The following is a 16,484-nucleotide window of genomic DNA, read 5'->3' on the forward strand; positions in this document are numbered from 1 at the left end:
ATTGAAAAACCTACTACCGGTAATGCTACTGGCCCTGCTCATGGCCTGTGAAAAACAGGAAGCCACCTATCCGGAACCAAACCAGGAAACGGACGACAGGAACGTCAGGCTAGAATCCCTGACCATTGACGAACTGCCCCAACTTGTTGGGGCCATAGAAAAGCGGGGCTCCAAAATGGGATGGGCCTCCAAAAGCGAAGGTGGGGACATTGTGCTGGACGGCAGCCGTGTACTGGCCGTGACGGACTCCGTGGGGAACAGGACCTACTCCCTGAGGATGTACGTGCCCGGAACGCCCCACAACGTGTTCTACAACGTGGTGGGCAAACAGACCCACGATGGGGTGCAGAACGAGCCCTTTGTGCTACGCTACGAAGTGGACGAGGACTACTGGCCCGAGTACGCGGCAGGGCCAAGACAGGAAAAGCCGTTCAGGGGAAAGATTGGTCTGTACAATCTGGAGACCTTTGGCCTGCAGAACATGCAGGAGGGCAGGACGGGCGGCACCCCCGAGCCCTGCTACGAGGCGATCGCTGACGGGAACGGGAACGGTGGCAGCGGGGGAAACAACAGTGGCGGGAGCTCCAACGGGGGCACGGACCACGACCCGGGGAGCGACTACCAATATTGGAACACCTATGCCCCGGACAATGGCGGGGGTTCGGGAGGGCGAGAGCCCTTCGTGGAAGTGGGCGAGGGCAGGTTCGGCGACTTTGGGACGGACGGCACATGGAAAAGGGCGTTGACGGGCAAGAGTGCGGACTGCCCCGAGGAGGAGACGCTGCTGCCCATTAATGAGGAGGATTTTGAAGAAAAAATCGATGATGCAGCGTTGAAACCCTGCCTTAAGAACATTTTGAACGATTTGAAGACCCTCAACAAAGGAGTTGGCCATATTGTACAAAAATTTGCGGGCAATATACCGGGGTTCAACTGGGAGGTCAAGGACGGAAGGTTAAGTGGTGCTACAGGATCAACTGATCCGCCAGCCCATTACAATCATTCAACGGGTACAATAACCACTACTTTTGATTCACAAGCCTGGAAACAAGCAACTGATTTGTCTTGGGCGCGAACAATGCTGCATGAAGGAGTACATGCATATTTAGCAGCAGAATTTGCAATCAGCAGACCAAATTGGATTGCCACGTACCCTCAGATGGTGGCAGAATGGGGAAGATTAAAAAATTGGAATGCAGTACATCATGAAGAAATTGCCAGAAGTATTGTGAATGACATTGCCGTATCATTAGAAGAATATGGTATAAGAAAAGGATATAAATTAAGTCGTCAATTTTATGAAGATATGGCATGGGGAGGTTTACAGTCCACATCTACATTTAATTCTTTATCCTCATTTACTAAAAATAGGATATCTAACGTTATTTCAGTAGAACTTACAGGAAAAAACTTAACGAACACTCCAAGACCTCAAAAAGGCACCAAAGCTGGGTGTTAAAATGAAGCAATATGAGAATAAAAAGTATACTTTTTGCTACAGGGATAATCCTGACCTTGGCATTTTGTGGCGTAAAAAGTCCAAGCTTAAAATCTGCGGGAGAAATCAGACCAAGTTACGCAAATGGAGGAGGGTACAGATTGAAGAAATTCAAAACCAACGGAGAAAACAGGAGCGGCTTTTCCGTCATCATCAATTTATTTGAGACGGATGGCAGCCCATTTGATAATCAAGCTACTTTAATTTATGGTTGCAATGAATACGTTATTGATAGTGATAAAAAAACATTGTCTCTAGAGACATCAGACATCCCTACTCAATTTAAAATTATTAGCGTTGGTTATTTCGTTATAGAAACTGAACCGATTTCTTTTAGCCGTAATGATTCAATTGTCATAGATTTTATTCTGGCTGAAGATGATAGACCTATTATAAATTGTGAATGATACAATTTTATATTATAATCCCCAATAAGAACACAAAAAGGAAGTAATGTGGGGTGTTAAAGAAATTATTTTGGCATTTGTTGTTTTTCTCTGTTGTTTGCCCACCAGAAGGCAAGAAGGTGGACATAAAAAAGAGTATATAATTGAAGTATACAAATCAGTGGATGCAAATTCGTGCTATTTGACACTGCAAACATTTGATTTTGAAGATTCAAACGAAAAACTTTTTGTGTTTTACCATGTGAACAACATCATACTCAATGAAAAATTGGCACATGAAAATAAAATCTCCGTCAACCCGGGAAAATTTCAAATCAATGCACTTTATCCTAGTAAAATAACAACGGAGCTTATGCTAAAGGTTGACAACGGAGACTCAATAAGGATAAAATTTTATATGAGAGATGATTTGTCCCCCTTACACCCGGAAGGCGCTCCCGATATTGTAATACCCAAAAAGAACAACTAAAAGGAAAATGCTGGGTGTTAAAATGAAGCAAGATGAGAATAAGAAGTATACTTTTTGCCACAGGGATATTCCTGACCTTGACATTTTGTGGCGTAAAAAGTCCAAGCTTAAAATCTACAGGAGAAATCAGACCAAGTTACGCAAATGGAGGGGGGTACAGATTGAAAAAAATCAAAACCAACTGGGAAAACAGAAGCAGCTTTTCTGTCATCATCAATTTGTTTAAGACGGATGGCGGGCCATTTGATTATCAAGCTACTTTAATTTATTGATCGCAGTAAGATAATTGACATTTCAAACAAAAAGCATGACAAAATTTGCAAACCCCTATCGGAAGATAACCTTACTCTTCATATTTATTGCTTTGTGTGTCTTTCTCATGTACCAATTTGATTTGGAGCATTTTTTTGAAGGAAAGAAAAAAGTATATATAAGCATTGATAATACAATTAAAACCAAGCATCAAGGAGTAATCGAATTAAAATTATATGAAGGTGAATTTGTTGAGCTGAGATATAAAGGAGTTAAAGAGAAATTGTATCCAAATCAAGAAATGGAAAAACTGAATGTGATAACACTTGATTCCCTAACTGATTTTTTTAGGAGAACCTCATTGAAAAATCTTGATCAATACAGATTTTTTTTGATTGATAAAGGGAATTATAATTCTATTGTCCCTGTAACGCCTATATATAGACTTGATGACTAAAGGCCTTAAATGATTTTTTAGAAAAATGAAAACTCTTCATTTTATTACTGTGACCATTCTATTTTTGGTCGTGATGTACATACTCGGGGTGGAGAAAACCTCAACCTCTGCAATGGAATGGAAATCTTTTAAAATAGACCCAAAGGTCCTGATTGTTTCGGTTTTGCTTTATGGAGTGGCTTTATATATTTTATACAAAATAAAAATATAGGCTAGATAGCTTGCTAGAACCTAAATAAACAGAATTACAAAGCAGCAAAACAGCTTTAGGCCACCCCTCGGTGGCCTTTTTGTTTTTCTTGGCATTATGACTAATGGCTTTTGTGTAACTTGTGGCACCTAATCAAGGTTTTTAAAGAACACGCACCTATTGAACCCGTTAAAAAGGCTTTTTAAGCAGACGTTTATCTATGGCTTGGCCACTGTGATGCCGAGGGTCATTTCTTTCTTCCTGCTTCCCCTGTACACTGCTGTTTTTGAAAATGCGGCAGGCTATGGGCAGTACACCAACATCTACGCTTGGATCGCCATTTTCAATGTTTTTTTGGCCTATGGCATGGAAACCGCTTTTTTCCGTTTTTATCATAAGAGTGATGACAAGGGGAAGGTCGTTTCCACTTCGTTGATATCCCTATTGGGTACTTCTTTGGCCTTTTTGATTTTAGCGCTTTCCGTAAAACAATGGCTGGTGGACATGACCAACATCAATGCGGATTATATTGAGTTCACTACCTATATACTGGTGTTGGACGCTCTGGTCATTGTTCCCTTTGCTTTGCTCAGGGCCAATGAAAAACCGATGCTATATGCGGTACTGAAGACGGTCAACGTGGCCATAAACCTTGCATTTAATGTGTTCTTTTTGCTATGGTTGCCCAAACTCGCCATGGAAGATCAAACGGGGCTCTTCACCTCCATGTATAGGACAGATTGGGAGATTCACTATGTGTTGATTTCCAATGTGATCGCGAGTGGCTTTACCTTGTTGATATTGCTGCCCAACTATTTTAGGGGCAAATATATTTTCGACTTGCCATTGTGGAAGCAGATGATGAAATATGCCGGGCCGGTAATGATAGCTGGTGTTGCCTTTACTATAAACGAGGTACTGGACAAGATTTTGCTCACCGAAATATTGCCGCAGGGGATAGCGGAGTCCGAAGTGGGAAAATATGGGGCCTGTTATAAATTGGCCCTGTTCATGACCTTGTTCGGGACTGCGTTCCGAATGGGAGTGGAACCTTTTTTCTTTAGCCATGCCAAGACAGATAAACCACAGCGCACCTATGCCCAGGTCACCAATTATTTTGTGGTGTTGGGGAGCATTATTCTTCTGGGAGTCATTGCTTTCATCGGTCCCTTGGGCAAACTGCTGTTGAACAATCCGGTATATTGGGAAGCTTTGGATGTGGTGCCCATTATCCTGTTGGGGAGTTTCTGCTTGGGGATTTACCATAACCTCTCCGTGTGGTACAAGGTGACCGACCAGACCAGGTTCGGGGCCTATATTTCATCCATTGGGGCGCTCATTACCCTGGTCATCAACATTGCGTTCATACCCAAAATAGGATACATGGCCTCTGCACTGGCCACTTTGGCGGCCTATGGCAGTATGATGCTGCTGTCCTATTATTTTGGGAAAAAATATTACCCAGTCCCCTACAATATGCGGAAAATCGTGTTCTATCTTTCGGTTTCCATTGTGTTTTCAGTACTTTCTTTCTATGTTTTTAATAGAAATTTAATAGCGGGCAGCATACTGTTTTTGCTATTTTTGGGGTTAGTGTATAAAATGGAAGGAGATCATTTAAAAAGCATTTTTTTAAAGCGTGGAAATTAAGATCATTAATAAGTCAGGGCACGCATTGCCCCATTACGAAACCTTGGCATCGGCAGGAATGGACCTCAGGGCCAATTTGGAGGCCCCTGTTGTGCTGAAACCCTTAGGACGGACGATTGTGCCCACGGGGATTTTTATGGAGCTTCCTGTGGGCTATGAGGCCCAAGTGAGACCCCGTAGCGGCCTTGCCGCCAAGAAAGGGGTCACCGTACTCAATGCACCCGGTACCATTGATGCCGATTACAGGGGAGAGGTCGGAGTGATCTTGGTCAATCTTTCCAATGAGGATTTTATTGTGGAAAATGGCGAACGCGTGGCCCAAATAGTCATTGCCAAGCATGAAAGGGCAGAATGGGTCGAAGTGGAAACACTTTCGGAAACCGATAGAGGCGCCGGAGGATTTGGGAGTACTGGTATAAAGTAGAGAAGAATGTCAGGTCGAGCGCAGTCGAGACCCTTTTTATAAAGAATAACCATTAAAGATACCGCTTCCGCGGGCATTTCTATGAAAATAATCGTACCCATGGCGGGAAGAGGTTCCCGTTTGAGACCACACACACTAACTGTCCCAAAACCGCTCATTCCAGTGGCGGGCAAACCCATTGTCCACCGATTGGTAAGCGACATTGCCAAGGTTTTGGGCGAACCCATTGAGGAAGTGGCCTTTATTTTGGGCGACCCCGCCTTTTTTGGGGAGGATGTGGTGGAGAGTCTCATGAAACTGGCCAAGGAACTGGGAGCCAAAGGCTCCATATATCGTCAGGACCAACCTTTGGGTACCGGGCATGCCATTATGAGTGCCAAGGAATCGTTGAGCGGTCCTGCCGTAATTGCTTACGCCGATACGTTGATTCGTGCCGACTTTGACCTCGACAAGTCCGCGGACAGTGTAATATGGGTAAAGCAAGTAGATCAACCCGAAGCCTACGGAGTGGTCAAGTTGAACAGTGACCATCACATTGTGGAGCTGGTGGAAAAACCGAAAGAGTTTATTTCCGACCTTGCCGTAATTGGTATTTACTATTTTAAGGATGTGGAAGTCCTCAAAAATGAGCTCCAACATGTACTGGACAATGACATTACCAATGGCGGGGAATACCAGATCAACGACGGTATCAAGCGCATGATGGAAAAAGGCATGAAATTTGTTCCCGGTAAAGTGGACGAATGGATGGACTGTGGCAACAAGAATGTTACTGTGGAAACCAACCAGCGGATGCTTGGATTCTTGGAAAAGGAGGGCGAACATATGATTGCCAGTTCAGTGAAACAGGAAAACGCCAACATCATCGAGCCCTGTTTTATCGGGGAGAACGTGGTGCTGAAAAACACAACAGTAGGGCCCTATGTGTCGGTCGGGGCCAATACGATATTGGAAAACGCTACCATAAAGAACAGCATTATCCAAAGTGACAGCAAAATATACAATGCCAACCTGGACAATGCCATGATCGGTAACCATGTTGTTTTTAATGGTAATTTTGAGTCCATTAGCATTGGGGACTATTCCGTTTTGGAATGATTTTGAAATAGATTTTTAGTTTGATGGGGACTTAGGACGTAAATATGAAAAAGAAACTTCTTGTTTGGATGGTTTTGGGAACATCTACACTGATGTCCTATTCGACCTATGCCCAAGAACAAGAAAGTGCCGAGGTCTATCTAGAAGAATATACCGATGAGTTTCAGGAAAATTTCTTCGAGGGACTCAAACAAAAGGGCATCCAAAACTACGATCGGGCCATAGACCTGTTCCTCAAATGCAAACAATTGGAGCCAGATAATAGTGTGGTGGACTATGAATTGGCCAAGGCCTATTTGCTGGACAAGAAATACATCCAGGCCCAACAATATGCCATTGAGGCCTTATTGTCCGAACCCACCGATTATTGGTATCTGGACAATCTGCTCACCATTTTGGACAAGCAGGGCAGTCCTTGGGCCACCATCAAGGAACAGATACCTTACGGGAACAAAAAATTGAGGGAGAACATGGCGGTTTCCTTTTTCAAAATGAAAAAATATGAGGAAGCCCTTGCGATGTTGAAGGAAATCGACAATGCCCCACTGACCACCGAACTTGCCCGAAAAATCAATGATTCCCTTCAAAAAAACATACAAGAGTCTACAACGCCCATTGTAGAGAAGCAGGTGACGGACAAGAGCGACCCTGTGACCGCGTTGCGCACACAAATTGAGGAACTGTTGTCCCGGTCAGATTACAAGGGCATGCTCGCCGTTTCAAAAGAGGCTCTGGACAGTTATCCCCTGCAGCCTTATTTTTATTTCGCCTACGGAACGGCACTCAACAATACCGGGAATCCCAACAAGGCCATTGAGGTCTTGGAGAGTGGCCTTGATTATCTTTTGGACGATGGGCAGTTGGAAAGTAACCTATACAGGGAGCTTTCAAAAGCATACAACAAGATTGGCAATACACAAAAAGCCAATGAATATTTGAACAAGATCAATTCTGGATTATAATGCTACATAAGAATACAGGAGTAAAAATCGTGGGAGTGTTCCTATTATTGCTAACACTAGGGGCATGTAGGAGTACCAAGACGGTCACTGGAGGGGAAGTGGATCCAAGTTTGTCGGCAAGGAACATCATCAACAACCATTATTCCAACCAACCTAATTTTAAGACACTGAGCGGTCGCATAAAAATCGATTATTCCAATGGGGATGAATCGCAGGGCGTGAACGTGACCTTAAGAATGGAGAAGGACAAGGTGATATGGATCAGTGCGCCCCTTGGGGTAGTGAAGGCCCATATCACACCCGAGAAAGTGTCTTTTTACAACAAATTGCAGAACGAATATTTCGATGGCGATTTCAGTTATTTAAGCCAACTTTTGGGAACGGACCTGGATTTTGAAAAAGTACAGAACCTTTTGCTGGGCAATGCCGTTTTGGATTTGAGGAAGGACAAATACGACTCGGAGATCTATGGAGAAGGTTATCAACTTAAACCGAAAAAGGTCGGACAACTATTTAAGATCCTGTTCCAATTGGAGCCCAAGAACTTTAAAATTGCGACCCAGCAAATTGCTCAACCCGAAAAATCCAGACAGCTACAAGCAAAATATACTTATCAGGATATTTTAGGAAATGCTTTTCCGGAAGACATTAGGATATTGGCAGAGGATAAAGGTGATCTCACCACGATTGATTTGAGTTTCCGGAACCTTGAACTGAACAAACCCATGAATTTTCCGTATAAAGTGCCCAATGGATTTGATAAAATTACATTAAAGTAATATGAAAGTTAAAACTTCATATTGTTTTTATTATCTGATACTTACATTTTTTGTATTGACGCCGTCATTTGGCCAAACTAGTGAACAAAAGGCGTTGGAGGCCAAGCGGGAGCGGTTGCAGCAGGAAATTAAGGAAATCAACAGGTTGCTCTTTGCAGAACGCAAGGAAAAGGGCACCATATTGGATCAAATGGAGGCCTTGGACAACAAGATCAATGTCCGTCAAGAGCTGATCAGGGTCACTAACCAGCAATCCAATTTGTTGAACAGACAGATCAATGTAAACATCAGGAACATTAGTAAGCTTAGGGAAGATCTGGATGCACTTAAAGAGGATTATGCGGAACTCATCCAGAAGACGTACCAGAACAAATCCCAGAGCAATCGGGTGATGTTCCTTCTGTCGGCAGAAAATTTTTATCAAGCCTTTAAAAGGCTTCAATACATGCAGCAATATGCCAAGCATCGGAAAAAACAGGGGGAAAACATCATCACAAAGACAGAGGAGTTGGCAAAGCTCAACCAAGACCTGGTAGTGCAGCGTAAGGAAAAAGAACAACTCTTGGCCGAAAACACGAGAGCGAAGAACGAACTTTCGAAAGAAGTGGAGGCACAGCGCAGCCTTTTAAGGAGCGTAAAACAAAATGAGGCGAAATACACCACCGCCATAAATGAAAAGCAAAAAGAAGCCCGCAAGATCGATCGAGAGATAGAGCGATTGATCAAGAGTGCGATTGCAAGTTCCAACAAAAGTTCCGGCAAATCTACCAGCAGCACCACCTTTGCATTGACCCCAGAGGCCAAATTGGTGGCCGACAATTTCTCGTCCAACAAAGGAAGGCTTATCTGGCCTGTGGAAAAAGGCATCAAAAGCCAAGGATACGGGGTCTATGCGGACAAGCTCTACCCCGGCATAAAGCACCAGAACAATGGGGTGACCATAACCACCGACAAAGGGAGCAAGGCCAGGGCCATTTTTGAAGGAGAAGTGATTGCCATCATTTCTGTTCCGGGCGGGAGCAAAGGGGTCACCATCAAACACGGTAACTACATCAGCACATACTATAACCTGTCCACTTTATATGTGAAAAAAGGCGACAAAGTGGTGGCCAAGGATCTTCTGGGAGATATAAATACCGACCGATTTGATGGTACTACCAAATTGAAGTTTTATCTTTATAAGGATTCCAGCCGCCTCAATCCGGAAGATTGGATCTATCAATTATAACCCATGAAAAAGATTACCGATTTACAAGGCTCCTTTGAATTGCACAATGGGGTCCACATGCCCTATTTTGGATTGGGGGTATATCAATCCAAGGATGGGAGCGAAGTCATCAATGCCGTACAGGCTGCACTGAACCACGGCTATAGGCACATTGATACGGCCGCCATCTACCATAACGAAGAAGGCGTTGGCAGAGGGATCAAGGAAAGTAAAGTGGACCGCAAGGATGTTTTCCTGGTCAGTAAGGTCTGGAACACCGATCAAGGCTACGATTCCACCCTAAAGGCATTCGATGCCAGTTTAAAGCGTTTGGGGACCGATTATCTGGACCTGTATTTGATCCATTGGCCCAAAGGGGAACTCTCCAAGGATACCTGGAAGGCTTTGGAACGCCTGTATAAAGAAAAGCGCGTTCGAGCCATTGGGGTGAGCAACTTTTTGAAGCATCATTTGGAAGATTTGCTGACCTCGGTCGAAATCGTTCCCATGGTCAACCAGATGGAGTTCCACCCTTATTTGGTGCAACAGGATCTTGTCGATTTTTGTAATGTGAAGGGCATCCAGTACGAAGCATGGTCCCCCCTGATGCAAGGAAATATCTTCGACCTTGATATCATGAAGAAGATGGCGGCCAAATACAACAAGACCATAGCACAGGTTGTATTACGATGGGACCTTCAAAAAGGAGTGGTCACCATCCCAAAATCATCCAAAAAGGAACGGATCGTTGCCAATGCCGATATTTTTGACTTTGAGTTGACCGAAGAAGATATCCAAGCCTTGGATAAATTGGACCGGGGCAAACGGTTTGGGCCCGACCCCGATAATTTTGATTTTTAACCAGCACATAACAATTACTTAATCCGGAGTAAAGCAGCCTAATGCATAGGAATGTATCTTCGATGCATGAACAAGAACGGCTTTTTTCTCCTATTTGCTTTCATCATATCCTCATGTGAGTTGACCTATGAAGATAACAGACGTCTTTCGATTAATGGTCAAGTCAAGGCCTTCCAGAATGAATCCTTACCTACTTTTCCTGTTGAGGTCTATGCTTCCGGGGAGTTTATAAAGTCAATCCTATTTCTCCCAGGTTTTACACCTACCCAAGAAGATGTTGATTTGATAGGAGCATCTAGTTCAACGCCAGAAGGAAATTATGGGGTCATTACCATTTCTCCTGAAAACCAGAATCATATTTGTTTGATAATCAATAGAAAAGAAAGGGAGGGTTATGTTGAGGGTTGGCCCACTCTGGCCGTGAAAGGAATAAAAACCTTGCCTTTGAATGAATCAAGATACGAGATTCCTACAGTTGGGATTGGAAGGATAGAGGACACCACATTTGAGATTCGGAGAACAACAAATATACAGGATACCCTTGTGTACCTTTTGCAGTATAATTCTTCAATCAAGGAAATCAATGTCGATCTAAGTTTTGTGGAAGGCAAGAATTGGGAAATGGAAAGTTGGGGCGAACTAGTTCCTATGGATGTTGAAAGAGCGATATCACTAAAAATGCCAAAAGGGGATTCCATTCAATTTTATTATTCCTTGACCAATAATGGAATCCTTAGGGAAGAGAACATCAAAATACCTTATAACTTGGAAACCAATGGATACAAATTTGAGTTTTAAAATAGGTGTTTTATTCATATCGTTATTCGCCAACTTGGTTTTCCTATCAGCCCAAGCAGGGAAAAAAGAAATAGATTATGATGTATTTGGAGAGCTTGGGATGGGCTATGTGTTGCCAAAAGCTTATGGGGATAATTTCCTTGCCCAAGGATATGATATTGGAAATGGAATTAATGTGGATGGCATGATTTTAATTGCCCCAAGATGGCTTATTGGTGCTCAATGGGGCCAATTTAAAGGAAATGTGGTTGATGTGGACAAGGTAGGGGCCATTGATAGAACCAGAATAACGCATGTTCACGCAGTAGTCGCCTATTCAATTCTAGGGAACGACAAACAAGTTTCCTTACGAACGGGTTTTGGGGCGGGATATGCCCAATATAGGCACAAACAAAGTACTACAAAGTTTATGGATGATGGTTTTTCCGTTGTAGCAAACCTTACCTTTTGCTATAGATTCAGCAATGCACTGGGAGTGTTCTTAAAACTGGATCAGTATTGGGATTTTTTGAACATTGATACTGCACCTGAATTGGAAACTTTTTTCAGGAACACCCAAATTTTCGCCCCTTCCATAGGGATCAAATTATATACTTTTTAATCTTTCAAGAACAACGCCTTCAGTTCTGTGGCATCCGCAGGCTTCAATTTCCCTGCCAGCACCAGACTCAACTGTTTTCTTCTCAAGGCGGCGGCATAACGCTCTTTCTCCAAGTCGGTCTCTGGCTCCAAAGGAGGAACTTCGGTAGGTTTTCCTGTATCATCTACAGCCACAAAGGTATAAATGGCCTCATTGGCCTTGGTACGCTCGCCGGTAAAACGATCTTCGATCCACACATCGATAAAGATTTCCATGGAAGTGGTAAAAGCCCTGGAAACCGCTGCCTCCACGGTCACTACACTGCCCAGGGGCACGGCCCGGTTAAAGGCCACATGGTTCACCGAAGCGGTCACCGTAATCCTACGGCTATGTCGACGGGCTGCAATACTGGCCGCCCTGTCCATACGGGCCAAGAGCTCCCCGCCAAAAAGATTGTTCAGGGGATTGGTTTCACTGGGCAATACCAAATCGGTCATCACGGTGCGTGATTCACTTGGGGTTTTAACGCGCATACCTGTATATTTTGCGCAAAGATATTGAAGTGTGGAATGGTTTTAAAGAAAGGGGGGTTATTTCTCCGAAAGCAACCAGGCATCCTTTGATTCCGTGGCCTTTACCTTCTTCAAAAAGGTCAATGCCTCTTTGGGGTCTTCGAAACTGTCATAGGCGACTTGGTGAAGCCCATATCGATTTTCGCCCAAATAGAAGGCGTTGTATCCCTTTTCTTTGAGCTCATCCACCCTTTTTTCGGCATTTCCGGCCTCGCGGAAGGCACCAGCGATCACATGGTGCTTGCCCAACTGCCTTTTGGTGACCTCAATGTTGATAGCAGGAAGTTCCAAAGGGGCACTTTCAAAGAATGTGGCCTCTTGGATCAAACGGGAAACCTCTTGCTGGGCATCCTGTTGCGCAGCAACTTCCCTTTGTTGGAAATCACCATAGGTGCGGTAAGAGGTGACCCCTAGGGAAACAGCCAACAATAGGACGGCAGCATATTTCAACCAAGGACGGAACGGTGACGCCTCGCGTTTTTCCGGGGTGATGATGAACGGGATTCGTTCCTCGAGTTCTTCTACCTCTACTTTGAGTACTTCCCGCTGTATGGGGGTTGCCACAAATGCGGACAGGCCAAAGGAAGAAGTCAGGAAGTTGGTCGTGTTCTCAGGTTGGAACTGGATTTTCCGTTCCTTGTTGTGCCAAAGCTTTCCGACACCAAAAACCTCAATGCTCTCCCCTTTTTCCAGTTTTGTGTTCCAACTTTTGGCCACTTCTTCAACTTCTCCCAACATTTCCTCATAGCCCAATTTTTTTTCCTTGGCAATGAAGGAGACCAATAGGCCATCATTTTTGGAAAGTTGGGCATTAAAGGAAAGGGTTTTGGAAGGAGGAATCAAAGTGCTTGTGGAAGCATCGATTTTGGCGGAAGTGCTGTGCGCCAAAAAGGCCCCAAATCCGGGAACCACGACACAATTATACTCGAACAACAATTTTTCTATGTAAGCATCAATCCGCATGGGAACAAATATTGTAAAAAAAGAAAGAGTACAAAACAGGCGGCCCCACTTTTTTTCAACATTTGAAAAACCGTATTTTGTGAACAACTTTGACGCCCAAATCAAATGACTGAACCTGAAATTATTGCGGCCCTACGGCTGCAGGCCATACCCAACATCGGGGATGTAACGGCCAAAAAACTGATTGCGCACTGCGGAAGTCCAACCGCAGTTTTTGAGGACAAACTGCACCACCTCCTAAAGATCGATGGTATTGGAAAGCTGACCCTGAAGGCCCTTCACGACCCAGGGCACCTCAAAGAAGCAGAATCCGAATATGCCTTTCTTTCCAATGAAAGTATCAAGGTGTCCTATTTTATGGAAGAGGATTATCCTACTTACCTGAAACATTGTGTGGATGGCCCTATCCTGCTTTTTCAGCGGGGGAATATCGATTTTGGGAAACAACGATTGATCAGTGTGGTGGGCACCAGGAACGTGACCAATTACGGCACCTCCTTTTGCGAAGCCTTTATCGAAGAGATTGCGCCGATGAACCCCATCATTGTGAGTGGCTTTGCCTATGGTGTGGACATTGCGGTGCAACGGGCGGCCATGGAAAAGGGATTGCAGACCATTGCCTGCCTCGCCCACGGCCTGAACCAAATCTACCCAAAGGCCCACAAGAAATACCAAAGGAGGCTAGAGGAAAACGGCGGTTTTGTGACCGAGTTCTGGAGTACGAGCAATCCTGATCGGGAGAATTTTTTACGGAGGAACCGCATTATTGCCGGAATGAGCGAGGCCACGATTGTGGTGGAATCTGCGGAAAAAGGGGGCAGTCTGGTCACGGCCGATCTGGCGAACGGTTACAACAGGGAGGTGTTTGCCGTCCCTGGAAGAAGCACGGACAAGCTCAGCAGGGGTTGCAACGACCTTATCAAGGGCCAAAAGGCCCACATGCTCACCTCCGCTGCCGACCTGATCTATCTTTTGGGGTGGGATTTGGAAGAAAAAAAGGAAGGTGAAGCTGTGCAGAAACAGCTGTTCATCGAGCTCGATGCAACAGAACAGTCTATCTACTCCTACCTGCAGTTGAACGGGAAACAGCTACTGGATACCGTGGCCTTGGAGTGCAATCTGCCCATTTTCAAAACTTCGTCCACACTTTTGGGTATGGAAATGAAGGGTGTGATCCGACCATTGCCCGGTAAATTGTTCGAGGCGATCTGATTTTTGAAAAAATGTCCAATGTCATGCTGAGTTCAGCAAAGCATCTCGGAAAAGGGGTCAAAGATTCTTCGGTTTCGCAAAGCCCCACCTCAGAATGACAAAAACGCGGGAATAATAGGAGATATCATGTTTGGAACAATTGTACTTGTCATGCTGAACGAAGTGAAGCATCTCAAAAGATAGTAAGATGAATAAATATTATGTCTACATCTTGACAAACAAAAACAAAACTGTTCTGTACACAGGCGTTACCAATGATTTGACTAGAAGGCTGATAGAGCATATTGAAAATATAGAACAAAGGAAGAGGACATTCGCGGCAAAATACAAGTGCAAGCACTTGGTTTATTATGAAGAATATGCCTGGATACAAGACGCTATTTCTCGTGAAAAAGAAATTAAAGGATGGGTCAGAATAAAAAAGCTACAATTGATAAAGACTTTCAACCCAGACATGGATTTTTTGGAAGATGGGTTTCTTTTTAGATAGCATGTCAAAAGATTAAGGTCAAAGATTCTTCGGTTCCGCGAAGCTCCACCTCAGAATGACAAAAAGCACGGAAATAATAGGAGATATGATGCTTAGGACAATACTGCTTGTCATGCTGAACGAAGTGAAGCATCCCCAAAAAAAGACCAAAGATTCTTCGGTTTCGCAAAGCCCTACCTCAGAATGATAAAAAGCATGGAATAATAAGAGATATGATGCTTAGGACAATACTGCTTGTCATGCTGAACGAAGTGAAGCATCTCAAAAAAAACAACCGTTCATCGAAGAGGGAGACCACAGAACAGTCAATCTATTTTGGGCCGTAGTTGAACGGAAAAGAACCACAGCTCATCTTGGCTTTGGGGAATAGCTAGACAATTTTCAACATCTCGCCCATTTTTTGTCAAAGGAAATGAAGGATGTGATCCGACCAATGTCCAAAAATGGCTTGAAACGGTTCAACATTTGGCGCAATGTCAGGCAGAACACAGTGAAGCACCCCAACAAAAGAAGGATTGTATCGGAATGACACAAATTTCACAAATTCATAAAATGGGATTGCGCTTGAACTTGACTCCTGAACGTAAAGCTTTTAGTACCCCAATTTCTCGCGTACCCTTGCTAAAACAGCATTCGCCACTTTTCGGGCCTTTTCGGCACCAATAACAAGGGCTTCGTCCACTTCTTGGGTATGGCTCATGTAGTACTCAAATTTTTCGCGAGGCTCTTCAAACTTTTGTAGGATAAGCTCGTACAGGGCCTGCTTGGCATGGCCATAACCGTAATTTCCTGCCAAGTAGTTGGCACTCATCTCTTCCACTTGTTCTGGAGGGGCCAAGAGTTTGTAGAGGGCAAACACGTTGTCCTTGCTAGGGTCCTTCGGCTCTTCCATAGGTGTACTATCGGTCACAATGCCCATGATCTGCTTGCGGAGCTGTTTGTCCGGTTGGAACAGGTTGATGAGGTTGCCACGGCTCTTGCTCATTTTTTCGCCATCGGTCCCAGGGACATACATGGTCTGCTCATGCACCCTGGCCTCGGGCATCACAAAGGTCTCACCCATTTGGGCGTGGAAGCGCGAAGCGACATCGCGGGTCATTTCCAAGTGTTGGAGCTGGTCCTTGCCCACGGGAACAATATCGGCATCGTATAGCAATATATCGGCGGCCATCAGCATGGGGTAGGTGAACAGTCCTGCATTCACATCTTCCAAACGATCGGCCTTGTCCTTGAAGGAATGGGCCAAGGTCAACCTCTGGTAGGGAAAAAAGCAGCTCAGGTACCAAGCCAGCTCAGCAGTTTGTGGAATGTCGCTCTGCCTATAAAAAACAGTCTTTTCGATATCGAGGCCAAAGGCCAACCAAGCGGCGGCAATGGCGTAGGTGTTGTTTCGCAAGAGCGCTCCATCTTTTATCTGGGTGAGCGAGTGCATGTCTGCAATGAAAAGAAAGGAGTCGTTTTTGGGATCCTTTGCCATTTCAATGGCAGGTGCTATCGCCCCCAAAATATTTCCCAAGTGGGGCGTGCCTGTGCTTTGTATTCCTGTGAGGATTCGGGCCATAAAAGTATAAAGAGGACAAAGTTAACAGAATATTGAACTTAATCAACCTAGGGA

Annotated in this window: 19 protein-coding genes; 16 read left to right on the top strand and 3 right to left on the bottom strand. The window is 44.4% G+C overall.

Annotated features, from left to right (window positions below):
- The 14 genes from D2V93_RS18605 to D2V93_RS04380 all read left to right on the top strand — a co-directional run.
- A partial coding sequence (locus D2V93_RS18605) for a hypothetical protein (RefSeq protein WP_220473618.1) occupies positions 1-1,459 on the top strand: 1,459 nt, incomplete at its 5' end.
- 11 nt (positions 1,460-1,470) lie between these two features.
- Complete coding sequence (locus D2V93_RS04315) at positions 1,471-1,905, top strand: hypothetical protein (protein ID WP_147377356.1); 435 nt, start codon at positions 1,471-1,473, stop codon at positions 1,903-1,905.
- A gap of 46 nt (positions 1,906-1,951) precedes the next feature.
- Positions 1,952-2,374: a hypothetical protein gene (locus tag D2V93_RS04320; RefSeq protein ID WP_147377357.1), complete on the top strand. Its 423-nt coding sequence runs from the start codon at positions 1,952-1,954 to the stop codon at positions 2,372-2,374.
- Positions 2,375-2,406: 32 nt separating this feature from the next.
- On the top strand, positions 2,407-2,646 hold the full coding sequence (locus D2V93_RS04325) for a hypothetical protein (protein ID WP_147377358.1): 240 nt from the start codon (positions 2,407-2,409) through the stop codon (positions 2,644-2,646).
- A 35-nt stretch (positions 2,647-2,681) separates the two neighbouring features.
- Positions 2,682-3,083: a hypothetical protein gene (locus D2V93_RS04330; RefSeq protein ID WP_119618544.1), complete on the top strand. Its 402-nt coding sequence runs from the start codon at positions 2,682-2,684 to the stop codon at positions 3,081-3,083.
- A gap of 370 nt (positions 3,084-3,453) precedes the next feature.
- A complete protein-coding gene (locus tag D2V93_RS04340; RefSeq protein ID WP_119618546.1) occupies positions 3,454-4,923 on the top strand; it encodes a lipopolysaccharide biosynthesis protein in 1,470 nt (489 codons plus the stop codon).
- Complete coding sequence (gene dut, locus D2V93_RS04345) at positions 4,913-5,347, top strand: dUTP diphosphatase (RefSeq protein ID WP_119618547.1); 435 nt, start codon at positions 4,913-4,915, stop codon at positions 5,345-5,347. The genes D2V93_RS04340 and dut overlap by 11 nt, the downstream gene beginning before the upstream one ends.
- An 81-nt stretch (positions 5,348-5,428) precedes the next feature.
- On the top strand, positions 5,429-6,445 hold the full coding sequence (locus D2V93_RS04350) for a sugar phosphate nucleotidyltransferase (protein ID WP_072876627.1): 1,017 nt from the start codon (positions 5,429-5,431) through the stop codon (positions 6,443-6,445).
- A gap of 44 nt (positions 6,446-6,489) precedes the next feature.
- Positions 6,490-7,407 carry a tetratricopeptide repeat protein gene (locus tag D2V93_RS04355; RefSeq protein WP_119618548.1) on the top strand — a complete coding sequence of 306 codons (918 nt, stop codon included), beginning with the start codon at positions 6,490-6,492 and terminating at the stop codon, positions 7,405-7,407.
- A complete protein-coding gene (gene lolB1, locus D2V93_RS04360) occupies positions 7,407-8,186 on the top strand; it encodes a lipoprotein insertase outer membrane protein LolB1 (protein WP_119618549.1) in 780 nt (259 codons plus the stop codon). The genes D2V93_RS04355 and lolB1 overlap by 1 nt, the downstream gene beginning before the upstream one ends.
- Before the next feature lies 1 nt (position 8,187).
- Positions 8,188-9,414 carry a murein hydrolase activator EnvC family protein gene (locus D2V93_RS04365; protein WP_119618550.1) on the top strand — a complete coding sequence of 409 codons (1,227 nt, stop codon included), beginning with the start codon at positions 8,188-8,190 and terminating at the stop codon, positions 9,412-9,414.
- Between the two features lie 3 nt (positions 9,415-9,417).
- On the top strand, positions 9,418-10,254 hold the full coding sequence (locus D2V93_RS04370; RefSeq protein ID WP_119618551.1) for an aldo/keto reductase: 837 nt from the start codon (positions 9,418-9,420) through the stop codon (positions 10,252-10,254).
- A 66-nt stretch (positions 10,255-10,320) separates the two neighbouring features.
- Entirely contained in the window at positions 10,321-11,052 is a 732-nt protein-coding gene (locus tag D2V93_RS04375; RefSeq protein WP_119618552.1) for a hypothetical protein, read from the top strand.
- A 34-nt stretch (positions 11,053-11,086) separates the two neighbouring features.
- Positions 11,087-11,653, top strand: coding sequence for a hypothetical protein (locus D2V93_RS04380; RefSeq protein ID WP_147377360.1), 567 nt, complete (start codon positions 11,087-11,089; stop codon positions 11,651-11,653).
- Here D2V93_RS04380 and D2V93_RS04385 read toward each other — a convergent pair.
- Both D2V93_RS04385 and D2V93_RS04390 read right to left on the bottom strand, forming a co-directional pair.
- Positions 11,650-12,165 (bottom strand): acyl-CoA thioesterase, encoded by a 516-nt coding sequence (locus tag D2V93_RS04385; RefSeq protein WP_119618554.1) that lies wholly within the window; start codon positions 12,163-12,165, stop codon positions 11,650-11,652. The genes D2V93_RS04380 and D2V93_RS04385 overlap by 4 nt on opposite strands.
- Positions 12,166-12,222: 57 nt before the next feature.
- Complete coding sequence (locus tag D2V93_RS04390; RefSeq protein WP_119618555.1) at positions 12,223-13,167, bottom strand: HU domain-containing protein; 945 nt, start codon at positions 13,165-13,167, stop codon at positions 12,223-12,225.
- A 105-nt stretch (positions 13,168-13,272) separates the two neighbouring features.
- Here D2V93_RS04390 and dprA point away from each other — a divergent pair, with 105 nt between their 5' ends.
- Together dprA and D2V93_RS04400 are read left to right on the top strand one after the other, a co-directional pair.
- On the top strand, positions 13,273-14,379 hold the full coding sequence (dprA, locus tag D2V93_RS04395; protein WP_119618556.1) for a DNA-processing protein DprA: 1,107 nt from the start codon (positions 13,273-13,275) through the stop codon (positions 14,377-14,379).
- A 187-nt stretch (positions 14,380-14,566) separates the two neighbouring features.
- On the top strand, positions 14,567-14,869 hold the full coding sequence (locus D2V93_RS04400) for a GIY-YIG nuclease family protein (RefSeq protein WP_119618557.1): 303 nt from the start codon (positions 14,567-14,569) through the stop codon (positions 14,867-14,869).
- A 592-nt stretch (positions 14,870-15,461) separates the two neighbouring features.
- Here the strand turns inward: D2V93_RS04400 and trpS are convergent.
- A complete protein-coding gene (gene trpS / locus D2V93_RS04405) occupies positions 15,462-16,430 on the bottom strand; it encodes a tryptophan--tRNA ligase (protein ID WP_119618558.1) in 969 nt (322 codons plus the stop codon).
- Positions 16,431-16,484: the final 54 nt, after the last annotated feature.

Source organism: Flagellimonas taeanensis (assembly GCF_003584105.1).
GTDB classification, from domain to species: Bacteria; Bacteroidota; Bacteroidia; order Flavobacteriales; family Flavobacteriaceae; genus Flagellimonas; species Flagellimonas taeanensis.